Annotated in this window: 14 protein-coding genes; 8 read left to right on the top strand and 6 right to left on the bottom strand. The window is 67.5% G+C overall.

Features of this window, described 5'->3' with window-relative positions; genetic code table 11:
- Window positions 1-39 precede the first annotated feature (39 nt).
- The 6 genes from D3272_RS04315 to D3272_RS04340 form a co-directional block, all read right to left on the bottom strand.
- Window positions 40-828 (bottom strand): enoyl-CoA hydratase/isomerase family protein, encoded by a 789-nt coding sequence (locus D3272_RS04315; protein ID WP_129217924.1) that lies wholly within the window; start codon window positions 826-828, stop codon window positions 40-42.
- Window positions 825-2393, bottom strand: a complete 1569-nt coding sequence (locus tag D3272_RS04320) for an AMP-binding protein (RefSeq protein WP_129217925.1) — start codon at window positions 2391-2393, stop codon at window positions 825-827. The genes D3272_RS04315 and D3272_RS04320 overlap by 4 nt, the downstream gene beginning before the upstream one ends.
- Window positions 2386-2913: a (2Fe-2S)-binding protein gene (locus D3272_RS04325; RefSeq protein ID WP_129217926.1), complete on the bottom strand. Its 528-nt coding sequence runs from the start codon at window positions 2911-2913 to the stop codon at window positions 2386-2388. Before D3272_RS04325 ends, D3272_RS04320 begins: the two co-directional genes overlap by 8 nt.
- Window positions 2901-3728 carry an FAD binding domain-containing protein gene (locus D3272_RS04330; RefSeq protein WP_129217927.1) on the bottom strand — a complete coding sequence of 276 codons (828 nt, stop codon included), beginning with the start codon at window positions 3726-3728 and terminating at the stop codon, window positions 2901-2903. Before D3272_RS04330 ends, D3272_RS04325 begins: the two co-directional genes overlap by 13 nt.
- Window positions 3725-6697, bottom strand: coding sequence for a xanthine dehydrogenase family protein molybdopterin-binding subunit (locus tag D3272_RS04335; RefSeq protein ID WP_129217928.1), 2973 nt, complete (start codon window positions 6695-6697; stop codon window positions 3725-3727). The genes D3272_RS04330 and D3272_RS04335 overlap by 4 nt, the downstream gene beginning before the upstream one ends.
- 173 nt (window positions 6698-6870) lie before the next feature.
- Window positions 6871-7737, bottom strand: a complete 867-nt coding sequence (locus tag D3272_RS04340) for a helix-turn-helix transcriptional regulator (protein WP_129217929.1) — start codon at window positions 7735-7737, stop codon at window positions 6871-6873.
- Between the two features lie 773 nt (window positions 7738-8510).
- On the opposite strand from D3272_RS04340, the gene D3272_RS04345 reads away from it, so the two are divergent.
- The 8 genes from D3272_RS04345 to D3272_RS04380 all read left to right on the top strand — a co-directional run bounded on the left by D3272_RS04345 (window position 8511) and on the right by D3272_RS04380 (window position 19065).
- Window positions 8511-9629: an ABC transporter substrate-binding protein gene (locus D3272_RS04345; protein ID WP_165361213.1), complete on the top strand. Its 1119-nt coding sequence runs from the start codon at window positions 8511-8513 to the stop codon at window positions 9627-9629.
- Between the two features lie 517 nt (window positions 9630-10146).
- On the top strand, window positions 10147-11001 hold the full coding sequence (locus D3272_RS04350) for a GGDEF domain-containing protein (protein ID WP_207210122.1): 855 nt from the start codon (window positions 10147-10149) through the stop codon (window positions 10999-11001).
- Window positions 11002-11223: 222 nt separating this feature from the next.
- Window positions 11224-12750 (top strand): sugar ABC transporter ATP-binding protein, encoded by a 1527-nt coding sequence (locus D3272_RS04355; RefSeq protein WP_129217931.1) that lies wholly within the window; start codon window positions 11224-11226, stop codon window positions 12748-12750.
- Window positions 12747-13775: an ABC transporter permease gene (locus D3272_RS04360; protein ID WP_129217932.1), complete on the top strand. Its 1029-nt coding sequence runs from the start codon at window positions 12747-12749 to the stop codon at window positions 13773-13775. Before D3272_RS04355 ends, D3272_RS04360 begins: the two co-directional genes overlap by 4 nt.
- 50 nt (window positions 13776-13825) lie before the next feature.
- Entirely contained in the window at window positions 13826-14797 is a 972-nt protein-coding gene (locus tag D3272_RS04365; protein ID WP_129217933.1) for a substrate-binding domain-containing protein, read from the top strand.
- A gap of 1234 nt (window positions 14798-16031) precedes the next feature.
- A complete protein-coding gene (locus D3272_RS04370; protein ID WP_165361214.1) occupies window positions 16032-16682 on the top strand; it encodes a TetR/AcrR family transcriptional regulator in 651 nt (216 codons plus the stop codon).
- Window positions 16683-16685: 3 nt separating this feature from the next.
- The gene (locus D3272_RS04375) at window positions 16686-17999 is read left to right on the top strand and encodes an MFS transporter (protein ID WP_129217935.1); all 1314 of its coding nucleotides are present in this window, start codon (window positions 16686-16688) and stop codon (window positions 17997-17999) included.
- Between the two features lie 40 nt (window positions 18000-18039).
- Window positions 18040-19065 carry a histone deacetylase family protein gene (locus D3272_RS04380; protein WP_129217936.1) on the top strand — a complete coding sequence of 342 codons (1026 nt, stop codon included), beginning with the start codon at window positions 18040-18042 and terminating at the stop codon, window positions 19063-19065.
- The last annotated feature ends 29 nt before the right edge of the window (window positions 19066-19094 follow it).

The following is a 19094-nucleotide window of genomic DNA, read 5'->3' on the forward strand; positions in this document are numbered from 1 at the left end:
CGGCAGCGCGCCGGCGGGGTGGGTTACGGCAAGACCCGTTTAGGTCCCGCGGAAGGTTGGGTTTCGCTTCTCGTGGAAGGCCGTCACACCCTCGCGGAAATCGTCCGACTGCCGCAGGCGGCTATAGCAATGGCCTTCGAGCTCGATGGCGGTCGCCACGGTGGCGTTCTCGCTGTCGTTCAGCAACTTCTTGGCGGTGCGCTGGGCCAGCGGGGAAAAAGCCCGGAGCTCGTCTACCAGCGCGTCCACGGTCTTCTCGAGGTCGGCATCCGGCACGCAGTCGGTGGCGATGCCCCAGTCGAGCGCCTGACGGCCCGGGATGCGCCGCGACCGCATGACGATGTCCTTGGTTCGAGCGATGCCGACGATAGCCTGGAGCCGGGCGGAGCCGCCCGAGCCCGGGATCTGACCGAGCTTCTGCTCGGGCAAAGCGTAGCGGCAGGTTTCCGATACGACACGGAAGTCGCAGGCGAGCGAGATCTCGAAGCCCACGCCGAAGGTGTAGCCCCGGTTGGCCGCGATGACGGGCTTGGAACAGCGCGCCGGTGCTGCGATGTTCCAGGCGAGGTGCGACACGTGCTCGGGCGAGGCGTCGAGGAAGCCCTTGATGTAGCCGCCGGAAGAGAAATGCTCGCCCTCGGCGCGCAGCACGACGACGCGCACGCGCGGGTCTTCGTCGAGCGCTTCGAAGGCGAGGCGCAGTTCGTCACGCTGCGGCATGGCGATGACGTTCATCGGCGGGCGGTCGAGCACGATGTCGGCGCGCTCGCGGGCGGGGTCGATCGCGACGCGGAAACCGTCGAGATCGGTCAGGCGGGGATCTGTCATGTCAGGGCCTTGACGAAGGAGGAAGGGGAGAAGGGCGACGCGGCCTCGAGCGCGTAGTCGCCCGACACGAGCCGGCGCCGCAGCAGCTTGCCGACCGGGGATTTCGGGATCTCGGCCACGAAGACCGTGCGGCGGGGCAGTTTGTGGCTCGGCAGGCCGGCGGCCCGGCAATAGGCGTCGAGGTCCGCGGCGTCGACCGGCGCGCGGCGCTTGACGAAGGCCGCGACGATCTTGCCCCAGCGCTCGTCCGGTAAGCCCACCACGGCCACTTCGGACACGGCCGGGTGCAGCGACAGGCAGCTCTCGATCTCGACGGGCGACACGTTCTCGCCTCCCGTGATGATCATGTCGTCGATCCGACCGGTGACGAAGATGTCGCCGTCGGCGTCGGCGTAGCCGGTGTCGCCGGTGAAGTACCATCCGCCTCGAAAGGCCTTGGCGTCCGCCTCGGGCCGGCGCCAGTAGCCCTCGAAGGCCTCGTCGCCGCCCGCGATGACGGCAATCTCGCCCTCGACGCCCGGGCCCGCCGTCGCGGCGGGATCCAGCGCGCCGAAGGGCACCACGCGCACCATGGTGTTGAGGCCGGCGCGGCCGGCCGAGCCGGGCTTCCGGGGCGCGTCCTGGTCGATCGTGAACGTATAGACTTCCGACGATCCGTAGTGGTTGACGAAGAGATCCGGGCGGAACGCCTCTTCGAGCCGGGCCAGCAGACCATCGGTCATCGAGGCGCCGGCGAAGCCGAGCTTGCGCACGGTGGACACGTCCGTCACACTGAAATCGGCGTGATGCACGAGGTCGTGGTAGAGGGTCGGCACGAGGTAGAGGTTGGTCACCCGCTCAGCCGTGATGAGGCGCAGCGCTTCCGACACACTGAAGCGCGGCAGGCACACGAAGGTGCCCCCGATCAACGACATGGCGAGGAGCGAGCGCACCCCCATGGTGTGGTAGAGCGGCATCACTCCGAGCGTCCGTTCGCCCCGCCCGTAGAGGTTCTGCGCCACATGGGCCAGAGCGGCGGCGCGTTCGGCCCTGTGGCGCCGCGGCACGCCTTTGGGCCGCGCGGTCGTTCCCGACGTGTAGAGCATCAACGACAGGGCTTCGGCCGAGGCGAGGGCCCGTGCCGGAGCGGCATCGCGGGCGACGATGTCGGTGAAGGCGGTCTCGCCCGGTCGCGCCGCCGCGCCCACCACGACCCGCGGCAGGGCCGCTGCCGCAGGGCTCGCCGCGACGGCGGCGGCCGAGACCGGCTCGTAGAAGACTGCGCTGGCTTCCGAGTCCGACAGGGCATGGTCGAGTTCGTCGGTCGTGGTGCGCCAGTTCAACGGCACGACGACCACGCCGGCGAACTGGCAGGCCCAGTGCAGGGTCGCCGCTTCCCAGCGATTCTGCAGGACGGTGACGAGGCGGTCGCCCGACGTCAGGCCGAGCTCGCCGAGGCCCGTCACGGCCGCCGAGATAGCGCGATACCACGCCGCATAGGTGAGGCGCGTGTTGCCGTCGACGACCGCGACGGCCTCGGGGTCGCGCGACACGCTCGCCAGGAAGCTCGTGCCGAGGTCAAGCATGGGCTGTCTCCTCCGGGTGTTTCTGCGCGCCGCGCAGCTCGGCGGCGGCGTCGAGGGCGGCCGCCACGATCGGGGCGTAGCCGGTGCAGCGGCAGAGATGGCCGCCGATCACCAGGGTCAGCTCCTCCCGCGACGGGTCCGGGTGCCGGCGCAGGTAGGTGTCGAGCGACATGAGGATGCCGGCCGTGCAGAAGCCGCACTGGAGGGCGTGATGCCGCTTAAAGGCGGCCTGCAGAACCCCGAGCCGGCCCGGTCCGAGGCCCAAACCCTCGACGGTGCGGATGTCGCATCCCTCGGCCGCCACCGCCAGGGTGAGGCAGGCACGCGCCATGGTGCCGTCGATCGCGACCGTGCAGGAACCGCAGACGCCGTGTTCGCATCCGACGTGGGTGCCGGTCATCCCGAGCCCGTGGCGCAACGCGTCGGTGAGCAGCGTGCGCGATTCGACCTCGACGCTCCTCGCCACGCCATTCACCGTGAAAGAGACGCTGTGGCGGGACGCGGCGCTCAGTTTCGGCATCGCAGAGCCTCCTTGATCACCTGCCGGCCGAGATGGCGGACGAGGTCGCGCCGGTAGCGCGCCGTGGCATGGACATCCTCGCCCGCTCCGAGGTCCCAGGCGAAAGCGTTCAAAGCGTCGTCGAGGGCGGAGCCGTCGAGGAGCGGCAGGTCGCGGGCGGTGGGGCGATCGGCGACGCCGCCGACCGCGAGCCTGATCCGGCGGCTGTCCACGGTCGCCGCGCAGGCCACGATGGCGTAGTCGCCGTGGCGTCGCGCCACTTCGGCGAAGGCGTAGCCGGTGCCGGGCCGACGCAGCGGCAGCGCGATCGCCTCCACCATCTCGTCCTCGGCCCTGGCGGTCACCATCATGCCGGTGAAGAAGTCTACTGACTTGACGACTCGCGCGCGCTTCCTCGATCGCAACCGGACCTCGCCTTCCAGGGCGAGCAGGCAGAGCGGCGTTTCGGCGCTGGGATCGGCATGGGCGACCGAGCCGCAGGGCGTGCCTCGCGCCCGCGTCTGGGCATGTCCGACCCAGGGCAGGGCCTGGGCGAGGAGCGGCACTTCGTCGACCAGCGTGGCGCGATCGAGCAGTGCCGCCTGTCGCACCCCCGCTGGCACCACCAGCGCACCCTTCTCGAGCCGCGGCTGAGCCAACGCGTCGAGGCGCATGATGTCGATCAGCACGGCGGGCCGGGTCAGCCGCATGTTGAGCATGGGCATCAGCGACTGGCCGCCCGCCAGGATGCGGGCGTCCCCGCCCGAGGCGTGCAACGCGCCGAGCGCCTCGTCGAGGTGGGCGGCGCGGATGTAGTCGAAGGCGGGAGGCTTCATGGCCTCACGCCCGTCGAGGCCAAGACCCGGGCCAGCAGGCGCCGCATCAGGCCAGGCTGGCCTGTGCCGCCCGCCCGTCGGGCCAGGGCCGCGAAGAAGCCCCCGATGACGACGCGGGCGGCGCCGTCGAGCAGACGCCCGCCGACGGCCGCGACCTTGCCGCCGACCGCGGCCTCGTAGGTGTAGCCGATGCGGGTGCCGCCGGAGCCGTCGGGTTCCAGTGTGACGCGCCCCGTGCCGCCGCCGTCCCCGAGCCCGCCCGACACCGTGCCGGTGAGGGTGGCGCCACGTGGCGGATCGAGGTCCGACAGGGTGATGTCGGCCGCGTAGCGGCCCTTCACCGGGCCGACCCCCAGGGTGACGTCGGCGGTGAAATGGGTGTCGGACAGCTTCTTGACGCCGTGGGCGCCGGGGATGACGGAAGCCAGCACGTCAGGATCGAGCAGCAGGGCCCAGACCGCCTCGGGCGCCGCCGCTACGACCGTGGCGCCGGCACCGCGCAGCGTGCGGTCGCCGGGCTTCGCGGCGGGCGTGGCCGGGCGGTGGCCGGCCGGCGGCGGCACCTCGTCCGCCTCCGCCACCAGGGCTCGAAGCTTCGCGGGCGTCAGAGGCAGGTCGAGGGTGTCGAGGTCGAGCGCGTCCGCCACCGCATTGGCGAGGCAGACCGGCGTCGACATGCAATTGCCCTCGCCGACGCCCTTGGCGCCGAGCGGCGTGAAGGGCGAGGGGCTCGTGAAGTGGAGGATGCGCAGATCCGGCACCTCGGTGGCGGTGGGCAATAGGTAGTCGGCGAGCGTGCCCGACAGGAAGGCGCCGTCCTCGCCGTAGACGAGCTCCTCGTAGACGGCCGCGCCGAGCGCCTGGACGAAGCCGCCACGCACCTGCCCCTCGACCATCCCGGGGTGCAGAATCACGCCGCAGTCGTGCATCGTCACGTAACGGTCGATGCGGAGCTTGCCGGTCGCGCGGTCCACCTCGACGCCGCAGAAATCGAAGATGAAACCGTGGCAGAGCGACGAGGCGACGTGGTCCTCGGCATCGGGCGCGGTGAGTTCGGGCGGTGTCCAGAAGGCCGTCTCGCGGATCGCCGAACCCACGTCGTCGGGCACGAGGCCGGGCGACCAGTGGCTCGTCGCGGCGACGCGGGCGAACGGCAGGAAGGCATCAGGATTGGTGCGCGACGACACCCGCCCACCCGCGAAGACGAGGTCCTCGGCCTTGAGGTTCAGTTGCGCCGCCGCGATGCGGGCGAGCTTGTCGCGCAGGCGGGTTGCGGCGAGATGCGCCACGCCGGCGACGGCGGCGGCGAAGCGGCTCGAGTAGTTGCCGGATGCGATCGACCAGGCGTCCTTGGCGGTGTCGAGGTCGGTCGTGACCCGCACCTGGGCGGGAGGGATGCCGAAGATGTCGGCCACGATCCCGGCCAGAACGGTGCGGTGGCCCTGGCCCTGCGGCACGGAGGCGACTTGCACCGTGACGGTGCCGACGGGATCGAGCGTGATCGTGGCGGTAGATTGCGCACCGTTCTTCGGTCCCGCCTTGGCGCGCTCCGCCGGAGTCAGAACTGCCGTGATGTAGCCCATGTTGGACACGCTGGGCTCGACCGCCGCCGTGAACCCAATGCCGTAGATGCGCCCCTCGGCGCGGGCCGCGTCGCGTCGGCCCAGGAGCGCAGAGAGGCCGCCGTCGCCCACCGCGATGTCGAGTGCTTGCCGATAGTCTCCAGAGTCGTAGAGCGCGCCAGTGGCGGTCCGGTACGGAAAGGCGTCGGCCGGTATCAGGTTGCGACGGATGACGTCGAGGGGGTCCAGCCCGAGATGGCGGGCGATGCGCTGCATCAACCGCTCCAATGGATAGTAGACCTGGGGACCGCCGAAGCCGCGCACGAGCCCCGTGGGGAGCTTGTTGGTGAGCACGACACGGTTGCGGATCCGCACGTGCGAAATCGCATAAGCGCCCGTCATATTGCCGTGCATGCGGTAGAGGGTGGCGGGCTCGGGCGCGCGAAGATAGGCGCCGCAATCCTCGAGCTGGTCCCAGTCGAGCGCCGCCACACGGCCCTCGGCGTCGAAGGCGGCGGTGAGGATGGTGACGCGGTTGGTGGCCGAGACCGAGCCAGCGAGATGCTCCAGCCGATCCTCGACCCACTTCACCGGCCGGCCGACAACCCGGGCCGCCGCCGCCATCAGCACCGCATAGGGCGCGACGCCCTGTTTGACGCCGAAGCTGCCGCCGCTGTCCGGCGGAGTGCGGAGGCGCAGGCGGTTGCCGGGCACCTTCAGGGCACGGGCGATGACGGCGTGGATGCTGAACGGCCCCTGGAAATTGGCGAGGACGTCATAGGCATCCTCGTGGGGATCATATTCGGCCACGACCCCGTAGCACTCCATCGGCGAGCCGGTGTTGCGAGGATAACGGACCGTCACGGCAAGGCTGTGCAAGGCTGTCGAGAAGGCCCCATCCGGGTCGCCGTAAGCGAAGCTCCGGTCGCTCATCAGGTTGGACCCGACGTCCCCGTGTAGAACAGGCGCATCCGGAATGAGAGCCGCCTCGGGGTCAACCACGGCCGGGCGGCCCCGATAGCGCACGGTCACGAGGTCGGCACCGTCTTCCGCCCGGTAGCGGTCCGCCGCCAGAACGATGGCGACGGGCTCACCGACGTAGCGAACGCGGTCGACCGCGATGGCGCGCGCATCGACCGAGACGCGCAGGGCCGGCACGAGACCCGTCGTGATGTCGAGGAGGTCGCTGCCCGTGATGACCGCGACGACGCCCGGCAGGGTCAGCGCGGCCGCCTTGTCGATGGCGAGGAGGTCGGCATGGGCGTGGGGCGACCGAACGATCGCGGCATGCAGTGTGCCGGGCCGCGTGCCAAGATCGTCGATGTAACGACCACCTCCCGATAGGAGAGTCGCGTCCTCGACGCGCTCCACGGATGGCCTGATGAACTGCTCGCCCTGGATACCCAAGATACTCTCCCGGTCGGCACATCCCGACAGATCCTTTGGATCCGCCTATCGTTGCGATCCGGGCGAGCACGGCAGGAGCCGTTCGACCGCTCCGGGGGGCCGTTCGGGGGTGAGATTGGCTGTTCAAAGGACGTCGTGCCATGCCGCCGCGTCTCACGGCTGACCGAAACGTCTCAAATCTCGGGCGCGGCGACGTTGGCGGCCCGACGAGCGAGGGCCCGGAAGGCGCTCGGTGACACGCCAGAATGATCTCGGAAAAAGCGCGAGAAATGGTTGGGTGCGGCGAAGCCGAGATCGGCTCCGATCTCGGCTAGGCTGCCATGTCCTTGGACAATGGCCGCGACTGCACGCTCGATGCGGATCCCATTCAGGAAGACGTGAGGCGGGGCACCCGTTGATTGCTCGAAGAGTCGGTAGAAATGGGCTCGTGACAGGCCGGCGTCCCGCGCCAAAGCCTCGACACCGTCGAGCAAGCCGGGCTCGCCTTTCATTTTCGCCACGGCGCGACGAATGCGGTGGTCGGGATTGCTGCGGCGCGCGCGATCGCGCAACGACGTGCCGACCTCGCGCCACGCCGTGAAGCGCTCCAGTGCTGCCACCATCAATCCCGACAGCAGGTCGTCCTGGATGCGCGAGGAATCCGGATCACTGACCATCTCGGCCGCGAGGTCGTGGGCAAAACGCCGGATCGTGTGCGTCACGGTGCCGGTGGGCTCGGCGAAAAAGCCTGGCGCCCCGCTGGCCACCCAGTTGGTGCGGAAGGCCCCGAGCCAAGCCGGTTCGATGTAGAGGGCCAGGATGATGGCCTTGTCGCGGTTCGGGTCGTGAACGTAGCTGTGCGTTTCCCAGGCGTTGACGAGCACGGCCTGATCGTCTGTCAGAGACACGATGTGATCGCCGACGAGAAACTGCGTGTCGTCACCTTCAACTTTAAGGAGAACGTGACAGTGGGGATGGGCGTGGCGCACCAGCCCTCGATCCATGTCGAGCAAGGCGACACGGCCGAAGGGCCCATGGGCGATCTCGATCGCGTCCGACATCCTCCACCCCGGTTCCAGGCTCGTCGTCCCTTACGAGCGATAGATAGCGAGGATGCGGCCGGAAATCGATGCCTCCTTTGTGCTCGACGTTCACGGCGTACAGCGACGATATCGCAACCACGTCGGCTAGGCTGCCCATGGGCTCCTCCATGACAGGGGCCCGCAGTCGGCGTTCGGACGGCGCTGCACCGTACTGGATCGTGAGCTATGCGATGCCCGGTTCGTAACGCGGCCTTTCGGCGTCCCACCCACCCTCGCCCCCACCCACCCTCGCCCCCCCCCGCGCGGGGACGCCGCTCTCGACCCAAGGTCGTCGTCTCTACAGCTCGGAATGCGGCTTCGAAGCGGTCGTTCCGGGTCGCGCGGCTGACGGCTCGGGCGAGGCGCGACAGGCGCCCCACCATGGGGCCGAGGAACAGGTCGGCCGCTATCCCACCGTCCGCCACCGCCGATGCAATCCGCATCAGGACGGAGGCGGACATCCCCTGCATCGGCCTGAGGGACGCGTTCCGAGCGCCGGACGCGACCAGACCCATCGAAGGCGCTGCCGCACCGCTTCACGGTGCGGTGTTCGACCCAAATGCGCCGGACGGCCGTTGACGTGGCACTGGGGGGCGAGGCGCCGCGCACTGGCCCTCGAAGCGATCGATCGAGGACTTGCCATGTCGACGCCACCCCGGATGCCCTCGCTTCGTGCGCTCCTTCCGGCCACCGCCGCGCTCCTCGCTGTGGCCGGCGCGCCGGACGCCGGACGGGCTCAGGACCGCGACGGCGTGCCCGTCAGGATCACGGTGATCACCGACCTCGACGGCAACCTTTACGACGCCCGCTCCGGCTCGGGCGGCGTCGACGCGACCCGCATGGCGGTCGAAGACTTCGGCGGACGTGTGCTGGGGCGCCCGGTCGTGGTCGATGCCCGCAACGACCATAACAAGCCGGACGGGGTGAGGGCCTTGGCCGAGGGCGCCTTCGACGCCGGCGCCGACCTCCTGATGGACGTCCAGAACTCGCCGATCGCGATCGCGGCTTCGAAGGTCGCGGCCGAGCGCCACCGCCTCGAAATCGTGACGCTGGCCGCGACGCCGGCCCTGACGCGGAGCGCCTGTAACGGATACACCTACCATTATTCGTTCGACGCGTCCGCGATCGCCGCCGCGACTGCAGACAGCGTCGCCCGCCTGCCTGACGGCAAGCGCTGGGTCGCCGTGGTGGCGGACGCCAATTTCGGCCGGAGCGCCGTCGCGGCCTTCACGCCCCACATCGCCGCGCAGGGTGGGTCCGTGCTGAAGTCTTTCGTGGTCCCGGTGGGAGCGCCAGACCTCTCCCCCGTGCTGAGCGAGGCCAGGGCGTTGAAGCCCGACGTGATCGGGATTTTCAGCGCCGGCGCGGATGCTGACGAGAAGGTCACCCAGGTCAACGCCGCGGGGGCGCCGGCCCACCTCACGACCGCGCTGCTCTACCTGTCCGACGTGGACCGGGCGCGGGGCGGCTACGCCGGCGTGCGCGCCACCGTGCCGTGGTACTGGGACATGGACGACCGGGCGCGGGCCTGGGCGGACCGTTTTGCCGCCGCGCACGGCGGGCTCCGGCCGACCGCGGCGCAGGCGGCCGATTATTCCGCGACGACGCAGTGGCTCGAAGCTGTCAGGGCCGCCGGCACGACGGACGCCGACGCGGTGGTGAAGGTGCTCGACGATCGCACGTTCGACGACATGTTCGCCCGCCACGCCACTTGGCGGGCGAGCGACCACATGGTGACGCACGACCTTTACGTGGTGGACGTCCTGCCGCCCGAGCAGCTTCGGGCACCGCACGCCTGGTTCAGGGTGGTTGACACGGTGGCGGCCGCCCGGGCCTACCCGGACACGGAGGCCGGAGCTTGCAGGATGTGATGGGCCTATCGGCGGGCGGACCGCAGGGCTTCTGCCCCGCCTCCGCGACCGCGTCGCCCGTCTCCGTCGACCCGAGTGGAGCGGAGCGTCGATCAGCCGGTCGGCGGGTGACGGGCCGGCCTCCACTTCGACGCGGTCGCCGCGGGTGCGGTCAAGGTCGACGGGGTTCAGCGTCACTTGGGCGTCCCGGTCGACGCCGATCTACACGCCGGCGAGCGCGTGATTTTCCTGACCTGCCTACGCAATGCACCGAAGGCGCGCTCCGTCGAAAGGCGAGCTTTGTAAGCTTTCGTTAGTGAGTGAAGTAGATTTTACTGACAAGGTTCGCCAGCGCGGCGGAGATGTGCGACCGGTCGACATCGCATCGAGGTGCCTCATCATGTCTGGATGGACGGTCGAACATAGGCCGGATACGGATAAAAGCTTCGCCATTAAGCTGATGGAGCACTTGGTCGTACCAACATTCGTGATCGACGTCGAGTCGCGCGTCCTCGTTTGAAACAAGGCCTGCGAAAGGTTGACCGGCGTCAGTGCGGAAACCGTGTTGCACACATCCGATCATTGGAGTGCATTCTATCCGGAGCCGCGCCCGTGTCTGGCAGATCTCCTCGCCAGGGGTGATTTCGCGTCCATCGGCGCGCTCTATGCCGATTGGAACGAATACGGCATGAGCGACTTCGGTGTGTCGGTCCAGAACTGGTGCGTCATGCCGCGACTCGGCCGACGCCTGTATCTCGCGATCGATGCCGGTCCGATCTACGATGATTCCGGGTCGCTCATCGCCGTGGTAGAGACAGTCCGGGACATCACGGCCCAGCACGAGCAGCAGCGGACTTTGGCAACTCTTGCTGCTAAGGACGCCCTTACGGGACTGGCCAACCGCCGAACCTTCGATGAAACGCTCATGGCCGAGGTGCGGCGCGCGTCGCGCGCCGGGTCTCCGCTGTCCCTGCTCATGCTCGACGTCGACTGCTTCAAGAGCTTCAATGACACATACGGACACCAGCGTGGCGACGCCTGCCTCAAGGCCGTTGCCGAAGCGATCCAAGGCGCGGTGAAACGTGCTGGCGACACCGTCGCCCGTTATGGTGGCGAGGAGTTCTCCGTCATCCTGCCCGACACTGATCAGAGTGGTGCCGCCATAACTGCCCAGCGCATAAGACGTGCTGTGGAAAACCTCGGCCTTGGGCACAGAGGTTCATCGGCAGCGGCCGTGGTGACGGTGAGCTTGGGCGCGGCGACCGCCGTTCTGGACAGCCTCGACGCCGGCGAACTCGTCAAGGCTGCCGACGCAGCGCTGTATTGCTCTAAGCGAGCGGGCCGCAATCGCATCACCTCGTCGGAGGTTGCGTCCGCTTTCATGTTCGTCTGATCCATCTAGGAAGAGTGTCCATGTGACAAGCGCTCGAAAAGCGGCGTCGCAGGAATCCAGCAAACGGTTGCAAGGGCGCAGATCTTCGATATCTTGGGGAAAGCTGCTGACTAGCAGCCCGATCAAGACTCCGTCTTTAATGAGCATGATCGGAGGACCAGGGAGGGATGGAATGGAGATCGGCCTGTCCCGATCCATGGCGCCCCACCGGCGGGTCCGCCCGTGAGTCCTGCCCTGCTCGGCCTGCACGACGTTCAGAAGTGGTTCGGCGGAGTCCATGCCCTCAAGGGTGTCGATTTCACGCTCGCGGCCGGCGAGGTCCACGTGCTGCTGGGCGAGAACGGTGCCGGCAAGTCGACACTGATGGGCGTCCTGTCGGGCGCGATCGTGCCGGACGCAGGCGAGATCCGCATCGCGGGCGAACCGGTGCGATTCGCGAGCCCGCGCGATGCTCACGCGGCCGGGGTCGCCATGATCCCTCAGGAACTCGACCTCGTCCCTGGGCTCGACATCGCGGCAAACCTTTTCCTCGGCAACGAGATCACGGGTGCGGGCGTGCTGCAGGGCCGGCGCATGCGGGATGCCGCGCAGGAGTTGCTCGCCAAGGCGGGAGTGGCCCTCGACGCGGGGCTGCTCGTCTCAAGCCTCAGGATCGGAGAGCGGCAGCTCGTCGCGATCGCCAAGGCACTTGCCGCCGACGCCCGCATCCTCGTCATGGACGAGCCATCGGCCGCCCTCTCGTCCGTCGAGGCCGACCACCTCATGCGGGTCGTGCGGGACCTTAAGGCCCGTGGCGTCGGCGTGGTCTACATCTCGCACCGGCTGGAGGAGGTGGCCCGCATCGCCGACCGTGTCACGGTCATGCGCGACGGGCAGGTTGTGGGCGAGTGTCCACCGCAGGCGCCCCAAGCCGAACTGGTGCGCCTGCTCGTCGGACGTCCCTTGTCGGACCTGTTCCCGCCCCGCGCGAGCCGCGTCGGCAAACCCATCCTGCACCTCCACCGCGCGGCTTTCGATCCCGCTCGCCCCCGGGCGGGGTGGCAGGCGCCGCGCGACGTGTCGCTCACTGTCCACGAGGGCGAGATCGTTGGGCTCGCCGGCCTGATGGGCGTCGGCCGCACGGAACTGCTCGGCGCGCTTTACGGCTTCGGTGCAGTTGGGCGCTGGAGCGGTACCGTGGAAATGCGTGGGGCGGCGGCCAGGCTCGGCACGATCGGGGCCGCACGGCGGGCCGGCATCGCCTACGTGACGGACGATCGCCGCGGCACCGGCCTCGTTCTGCACCACACCGTGGCGCAGAACACTCTGATGTCGATCTGGCGGCGGGTCACGCCATTCGGCCTCGCGTCCCGCGGCTTGGAGCGGCGGCGCGTCGCTGAGGCGATGGAGAACTACGACGTCCGTCCGCGCCTTCCGGCCGCCAAGGTGGTCAATCTGTCGGGCGGCAACCAGCAGAAGGTGGTCTTCGCCAAGGAGCTGATGAACGGTCCGTCCCTGCTGCTGCTCGACGAGCCGACCCGGGGCGTCGACGTCGGCGCCAAGACCGAAATCTACCGGCGCCTTCGCGGCCTCGCGGAGCAGGGCCTCGGTGTGCTCGTGGCCTCTTCCGAGCTGACCGAACTGCTCGGACTCTGCGACCGCATCGTGGTGATGCGGGCCGGGCGCACCGTCCATGCCTTCGGAGCTGATGCTGGCGAGGACGCCGTGCGGGCGGTCTGCGAGTCCGGCGACGAGGAGCGGGCCGCATGAGCACCTCGACCGTTCCGGCCGCTCTGGAACGCCCCCGACGTAGCCCGCTCGCTTACCTCGTGCGTTTCCAGAGTCTGCTCGGCCTGGTGATCGTGATTGCCGCCGGCATCGGCTTCTCACCGCGGCGCCACGGCCACATCCTGTTCCTGCAAACCGACAACGTTGCCAATATCATCCGCTCCATCGCCGAAACCGGCATCCTGGCCCTGGGGATGACGTTCGTCATCATAGCGGCGGGCATCGACCTTTCGGTCGGAGCCGTGCTGGGCCTGTGCTCGGTGCTGACGGCGGAGCTTCTCGTGAACGAGGGCTGGAGCCTATGGACGACGCTGTCCCTCGTGGTCGCGACAGGCATCCTCTTCGGCGCCGTGCAAGGCTTTATCTCGACAAAGGCCCGCATCCAGGCGTTCATCGTCACGTTGGCGGGGCTTCAGGCGGCGCGCGGGCTGTCGCTGATCGCCTCGGGCAACAGCTTCATCAACATCTCCTATGGCGCCGGCCCCGGCAAAGCGCCGGTCGGTTTCGCGATATTGGGCGAGCGCATCGGCGGGGTGTTTCCCGTGGCGACGCTGGTGTTCCTCGTTCTGGCCGCTCTGGCGACCTTCGTGCTGAACAATACCCGCTACGGTCGCTACGTCTTCGCGGTGGGCGGCAACGAGAAGGCCGCGCGGCTGAGCGGCATCCCGGTCGAGGCCGTCAAGATCTCGGTCTATGCCATCACGGGACTGATGGCGGCCGTGGCCGGCATCGTCCACGCCGGGCAGTTCTCCTTCGGCAGCCCCAACGACGGCACTGGCTATGAGCTCAACGCCATCGCAGCCGTGGTCATCGGCGGCACGGATCTGTTCGGCGGCGCGGGTTCCATGGTGGGCACCATCGCGGGTGCGGTGATGCTCGGCGCGCTGGCCAACATCCTCGAGCTGAACGATGTTTCGGCTGCGCTCCAGCTCCTCGCGACCGGGGCCATCATCGTAATGGCGGCGGCGTTGCAGACCTTCGTCAACAGTGGCTCGGGAGGCCGCTGAACCAAGCAGCCGACCGGGAGAAACCGGCGGCCTTCACGGGAGAAGACGCGATGAAGACCCTGACCCTCGCCGCCGCAGCGCTGCTGACGTCAACGACACTCGCTTGCGCGGCCGACGGCAAGCCAATCTATAAGGATTGCGGACCGAACAACGACTACGTCATCGGGTTCAGCCAAGCCAATTTCAAAGAGCCGTATCGCGAGCACGTCAACCACGAGCTAGAGCGCCTGGTCAAACAATACCCCAAGTTCAAACTGACGATCGCAGACGGTCAGGCCAGCGTAAATACGCAGGTCAGCCAAGTGGAAAACTTCGTGACGAAGCAGGTCGACTTGCTGATGATCTCGCCCTTCGAGTCGGCACCGCTGACCCCTGCCGTGACGAACGTAATCAAGAAGGGCATTCCGGTCATCGAACTCGACCGCAAGACGGTCGGCGACGACTTCACGGCCTTTGTGGGCGGCGACAATCGTCAGATTGCCAAGGAGGCAGGCCAATACGCCGCCAACACGCTGCTGCCGGACGGCGGCGAGGTGGCGATCTTGGAAGGCCTGCCGTCCTCCTCACCAGCGATCGAGCGTCTGGAGGGCTTCAAGGACGGCCTCGCGGACAATGCCAAGCTCAAGCTCGTGGCTGTCCAGCCCGTCGACTGGCAGGAGGACAAGGCCGTCACGGTGTTCGGCGCCATGCTCCAAGCCCACCCGGACATCAAGCTCGTCTACACGTCCAACGACCTCGCGGCGGCCGGAGCCTACATCGCGGCGAAGCAGGCCGAAAAGGCCGACCAGGTCAAGATCATCGGCACGGACGGGTTGCCCGGTCCGTCGGGCGGCATCCGCTCCGTGGCCGACGGCCAATGGGCCGCCACCTTCACCTATCCGACCGGCGCCGCCGAGGCGCTGGACCTCGCCAAGAAGATCCTGATCGACTGCGCGACGTCGGTACCCCGGAACGTCATGGTGCCCAGCCAGCGGATCGACCAAACCAACGCCAAGGCTCTCTACGACAAGGAGCAGTTCTAGGCTCTTCCGCAGCGGCATGCCGACCGGCTGGACGATCGGTAAAGGCGACGGCGCTGGGCAACGCCACGACTCGGACGGTGTTCGGAGTGGCGGTCCCCTGAACGCTTGGGCCGTCAGGCAACGGTGAGACCGTCAGGTCGGATCTGTTTGCGAAGCCGGACATGGACAGGATCGTCCGCGCAGAGCCGCGGGAGATCCAGCCGTGCCCGCCCGCGCTAATGCGGCAAGAGCGACGGCGTCAACATCTGCCGCAGGACGGCCGGGCTTCGCATCGGGACACCCATGGGCTTCGGTCACAGTTGCGATTCCTTCCAACCCTCCGGCGGTGCTCCGCACGGCTCATGTCGACGACGCCGGCGCACAGACCGCATACGATGTGAAGGATCCATCGCGGGTTGCGGGCCGGTGTCGACCCATCCCGGTCGTTGCGGGGGCGATGTGGCCTTCTCTGAAGCAGAGGTTAGCCCGACTTGATCCGTCGACCCGAGCCGGTCAAGGATCGTCATAAGCTAGGCACGTCGCCGCGCTGGTGGGATCCTCGCGTTTCGGTCCTCGACCCACCGAAATAGGCGTCCTAACCCAAAGCAGGGTGTCACCACTGTTCATCGACGGGCTCACCAACAGATACATGATCAAAGCGGTGCATTTGGAGAATATCGACGATAGTAATATTTCTCACATGTCGAGTATCGCGCCTGAAGTTCCGCCAGCCTCAATCAATTTTCGGGGGGGGCTTGGCTGGACACCAGAGGCCGTCCGCGGGTGCGACGTGGCCCCATAGTCACCCTCGGTTCGGTTCGGCATGTGGGTACGATGACTGTGCGCTGGATGTCCTCAGAGTCGGTTCTGATGATCCGAAATGCCGCCTTGATCGAGCGGAACTGCGAGCCGTGTACGCCAGCAGTGACGCGCATCGACGGCCCGGGCTCGGCCCCTTTCGAAATTCAACAGGTGATGTTCAGTCCCGCGACCGGATGGAAGGTCCCTTCGCTGAGACCGCCGATGTTCTGTGGAGAAACCACGGCCCCCGCCATCCCTGCTCCGGCATGGGCACCGCGGATGGCTCATCGGTGCAGTGCCGACGAGTCCCGTCCCCATCGGGTCGAAGCGAGACCACCAGCGAGCCCGACCATGGAAAGGGCAAGTGGTCGAGCGCTGACATGCTCCAGAGCCCTTGACAAGGTCGGAGCATACATATCGATTGGTATGTATCTCCGGAGGAGCAGTATCGGCCTTGAACGAGCGGCGGCGACAGGCGGAACGGAGCAGCGAAACGCGCGCATTGCTGGTGCACGCCACCGTGTCGTTGCTGCAATCCGAGGGGTTTGCAGGAACTACCACGGCCCGGATCGCACGGCGCGCCGGAGTCACGACGGGCGCGCTTCACCATCATTTTTCCGGCAAGGACGATCTCATGATCGCCGTCCTCGATGCATCGACGGCGCGGGTCCGCTCCCTGCTTGAGAGGGGTCCCACCGGAGCGGGCGCAGGCTTCGATGCGAGGCACCTTGTCGATCATCTCTGGCAGGCTTATGGCGACGAGGCCTATTGGGCCGTTTGGGAAATCATCATCGGAACGCGTGCCAGCGAAGCGCTTCATGAGCGTGTCGTCGAGCACCGCCGGAACACGGTCCGGTCCGTCGTCCATCCCTGGATTGAGCAGTTCGTCCCTTCGGATCGGGGCCGGCCCGACGCCATTGCGCTCTTCGAATTTATGCTGATCGCGATCCGGGGCCTCAGCCTCGAACGGTTCCTGCACGACGACGCCGCCTACTTCGAACGCCATCTCGGCCTGCTCGCCGAGATGATAGACGCGAGGCTGTCCGGGCTCGTCGATGGTTGCGGCCGCGCCGCACCCCTTGATCCCGGCGCTAACGAGGACTGAACGATGAGTGACAGGGCGGACCTCCATCGGATCGATCCCCTCCCGGCCGTGAGCGGTCGGCGCGGGCGGACTTTGATCGGCGGCGCGATTGGCCATTTCATCGAATGGTACGACTGGGGCATCTACGGCTTCCTGGCCGGCGTGTTCGCGGCCCAGATGTTCCCGGCCGACAACGCGACGGCGTCCCTGATCGCGAGCTTCTCCGCTTTCGCGATCGGCTTCATCGGTCGACCAATCGGAGCCTTCGTGCTGTCTCCGCTGGCCGATAAGTACGGGCGGCGCCGACTCCTGTCGGTGTCGATCGTCTTGGCAGGACTGGGCAGCCTCGTCATCGCACTCTGCCCGACCTACGCCCAGATCGGTCTCGCGGCGCCGTCGATCATCATCATGGCACGCCTGCTGCAGGGCTTCTCGGCCGGCGGCGAATATCAGATCGCCATCACGTTCCTCAACGAGCACGCCAGTGCGCGCCACAGAGCCTTGGCAGCCTCGCCTCAGCAACTCTCGATTGGCCTCGCGGTGCTGGCCGCGACCGCGGTTTCAAGCTTGACCACAGCCGCCCTGCCGCCGCAGGAGCTGACCGCGTGGGGCTGGCGCCTGCCGTTTCTGCTCGGTGCACTGCTATCGCTCTTCGGCTTCTACCTTCGCAGCGGCATTCCGGAGACGCCCGCGTTTGAGAATATGAAGGCAAGCGCCGAAATCAGGCTGGGCTCGATCGTCAAATCGATCCGGCAGTTCCCCAAGGAAGTCTTTATCGTCTTCGTCGTTCAAATGAACGGGGTGCAGTACTACCTTTGGCTGATTTTTCTCCCGACTTACGCCAACCTCGTCGGACATCTCGACCGCACATCAGGCTTCGTCGGCAGCATCCTCGCCAGCATCGCCTACTGCCTCGGGGTGCCGATCTTCGCCGCCATTTCCGACCGTATCGGGCGCAAGCCCTTCTTGATCGCCGCCGCGACCTGCTTCCTCGTCTTCACCTACCCGCTGCTGTCCCTGCTGGCAGTGCCTTCACTCGGCTTTGCTACCTACGCCTTCGTGGCCGTCGTTGGATCGATCTTCGTGTCCCTCAACAATGCCGTTCTCGGCACCGTCTTCGCCGAACTCTTCCCCACGCGCGTCCGGACCTCGGGCATCGGCATCCCGTATGCGGTCTGCGCGGCGATCTTCGGCGGCACGGCACCTGCGGCGGCCACGTGGCTGCAGGGGATCGGCGGTCCGCTCTACATCGCGCTCTACGTCATGGCCATCTGCCTCATCACCCTGATCACGCATCTCGCCCTGACGCCTGAGACAAGGGGGCGATCGCTGGACTGACGCCCAAAGACGCGTTGCCACTTCGAGAAGGCTTTGACCCATGCTCGTCATCCACCATCCCGATCAGGCCCTCCACGACCCGGCAGAGGTATTCCGGACCGGCAAGTTCATCCCGCAACCCGATCGTGCAGAACGATATCGCATCTTCCTCGACGTCATGCGCCAAGGCCGGCACGACATCGTCGAAGCCCCGCTCGACCGTGGCGACGCTATCACCGACGTCCACGATCCGGCCTATGTGGAGTTTCTGAGGACCGTCTACGGACGTTGGCGGGAGCATCCGGACTACGGCCCGGTGGCGATCCCCAACGTCCATCCGACCCACCGCATGCATCGCAAGCCGACCGAGTTGCTCGGCGAGTTCGGCTGGTACTCGAACTCGACCTCGTGCCCCATCACGGAAGGCACCTGGCCCGCCGTCTTCGCCAGCGCGCAGGTCGCCGTCCATGGGGCCGAGCGGGTTTCGGCGTCGAGCGGCCCGGTCTACGCCCTGTGCCGCCCCCCCGGGCACCACGCCTATCCCGACCTGATGACCGGCGTCTGCTTTCTCAACAACGCCGCCATCGCGGCCCAGCAGTTGACCAAGCGTTATGGCCGCGTCGCGATCATCGACATCGACGTCCACCATTGCAACGGAACGCAGTTCATCTTCTGGGGGCGGGCGGATGTGCTGGTCTGCTCGATTCACATCGATCCGCGGTTGTCGGCTCCCTATTACGCGGGGCATGCCGATGAGGTCGGCGAAGGAGCCGGCCGCGGCCTCAACTTCAATCAACCCCTGGGCCTCGCGACACCCGACGGCCCCTGGCTGTCGGCGATCGCCGCGGCGGTGACCCGGGCGCACGACTTCGGCGCCGATGCCCTCGTCGTGTCGCTCGGATTCGATGCCGGCGAGCACGATCCGTCGGCGGCGTTCAAGATCACCGATAACGGGTTCTCGGAAGCGGGGCGACGCCTCGCTGCACTCGAGCGCCCAACCTTGCTCGTCCAGGAGGGAGGCTATCTCAGCCCGGCGCTGGGCGGAAATCTGGCTAGATTCGTCCATGGCTTCACGGACCAACAGTGACGTCGACGAGATCGCGCCAGTAGTGGAAA

The organism is Lichenibacterium ramalinae, from assembly GCF_004137085.1.
Lineage (GTDB): Bacteria > Pseudomonadota > Alphaproteobacteria > Rhizobiales > Beijerinckiaceae > Lichenihabitans > Lichenihabitans ramalinae.

Excerpts from the sequence above, each read along its gene's own strand:
- D3272_RS04315 (WP_129217924.1), bottom strand. The coding sequence starts at position 828 with ATGACAGATCCCCGCCTGACCGATCTCGACGGTTTCCGCGTCGCGATC.
- D3272_RS04320 (WP_129217925.1), bottom strand. The coding sequence starts at position 2,393 with ATGCTTGACCTCGGCACGAGCTTCCTGGCGAGCGTGTCGCGCGACCCC.
- D3272_RS04325 (WP_129217926.1), bottom strand. The coding sequence starts at position 2,913 with ATGCCGAAACTGAGCGCCGCGTCCCGCCACAGCGTCTCTTTCACGGTG.
- D3272_RS04330 (WP_129217927.1), bottom strand. The coding sequence starts at position 3,728 with ATGAAGCCTCCCGCCTTCGACTACATCCGCGCCGCCCACCTCGACGAG.
- D3272_RS04340 (WP_129217929.1), bottom strand. The coding sequence starts at position 7,737 with ATGTCGGACGCGATCGAGATCGCCCATGGGCCCTTCGGCCGTGTCGCC.
- D3272_RS04360 (WP_129217932.1), top strand. The coding sequence starts at position 12,747 with ATGAGCACCTCGACCGTTCCGGCCGCTCTGGAACGCCCCCGACGTAGC.
- D3272_RS04365 (WP_129217933.1), top strand. The coding sequence starts at position 13,826 with ATGAAGACCCTGACCCTCGCCGCCGCAGCGCTGCTGACGTCAACGACA.
- D3272_RS04375 (WP_129217935.1), top strand. The coding sequence starts at position 16,686 with ATGAGTGACAGGGCGGACCTCCATCGGATCGATCCCCTCCCGGCCGTG.
- D3272_RS04380 (WP_129217936.1), top strand. The coding sequence starts at position 18,040 with ATGCTCGTCATCCACCATCCCGATCAGGCCCTCCACGACCCGGCAGAG.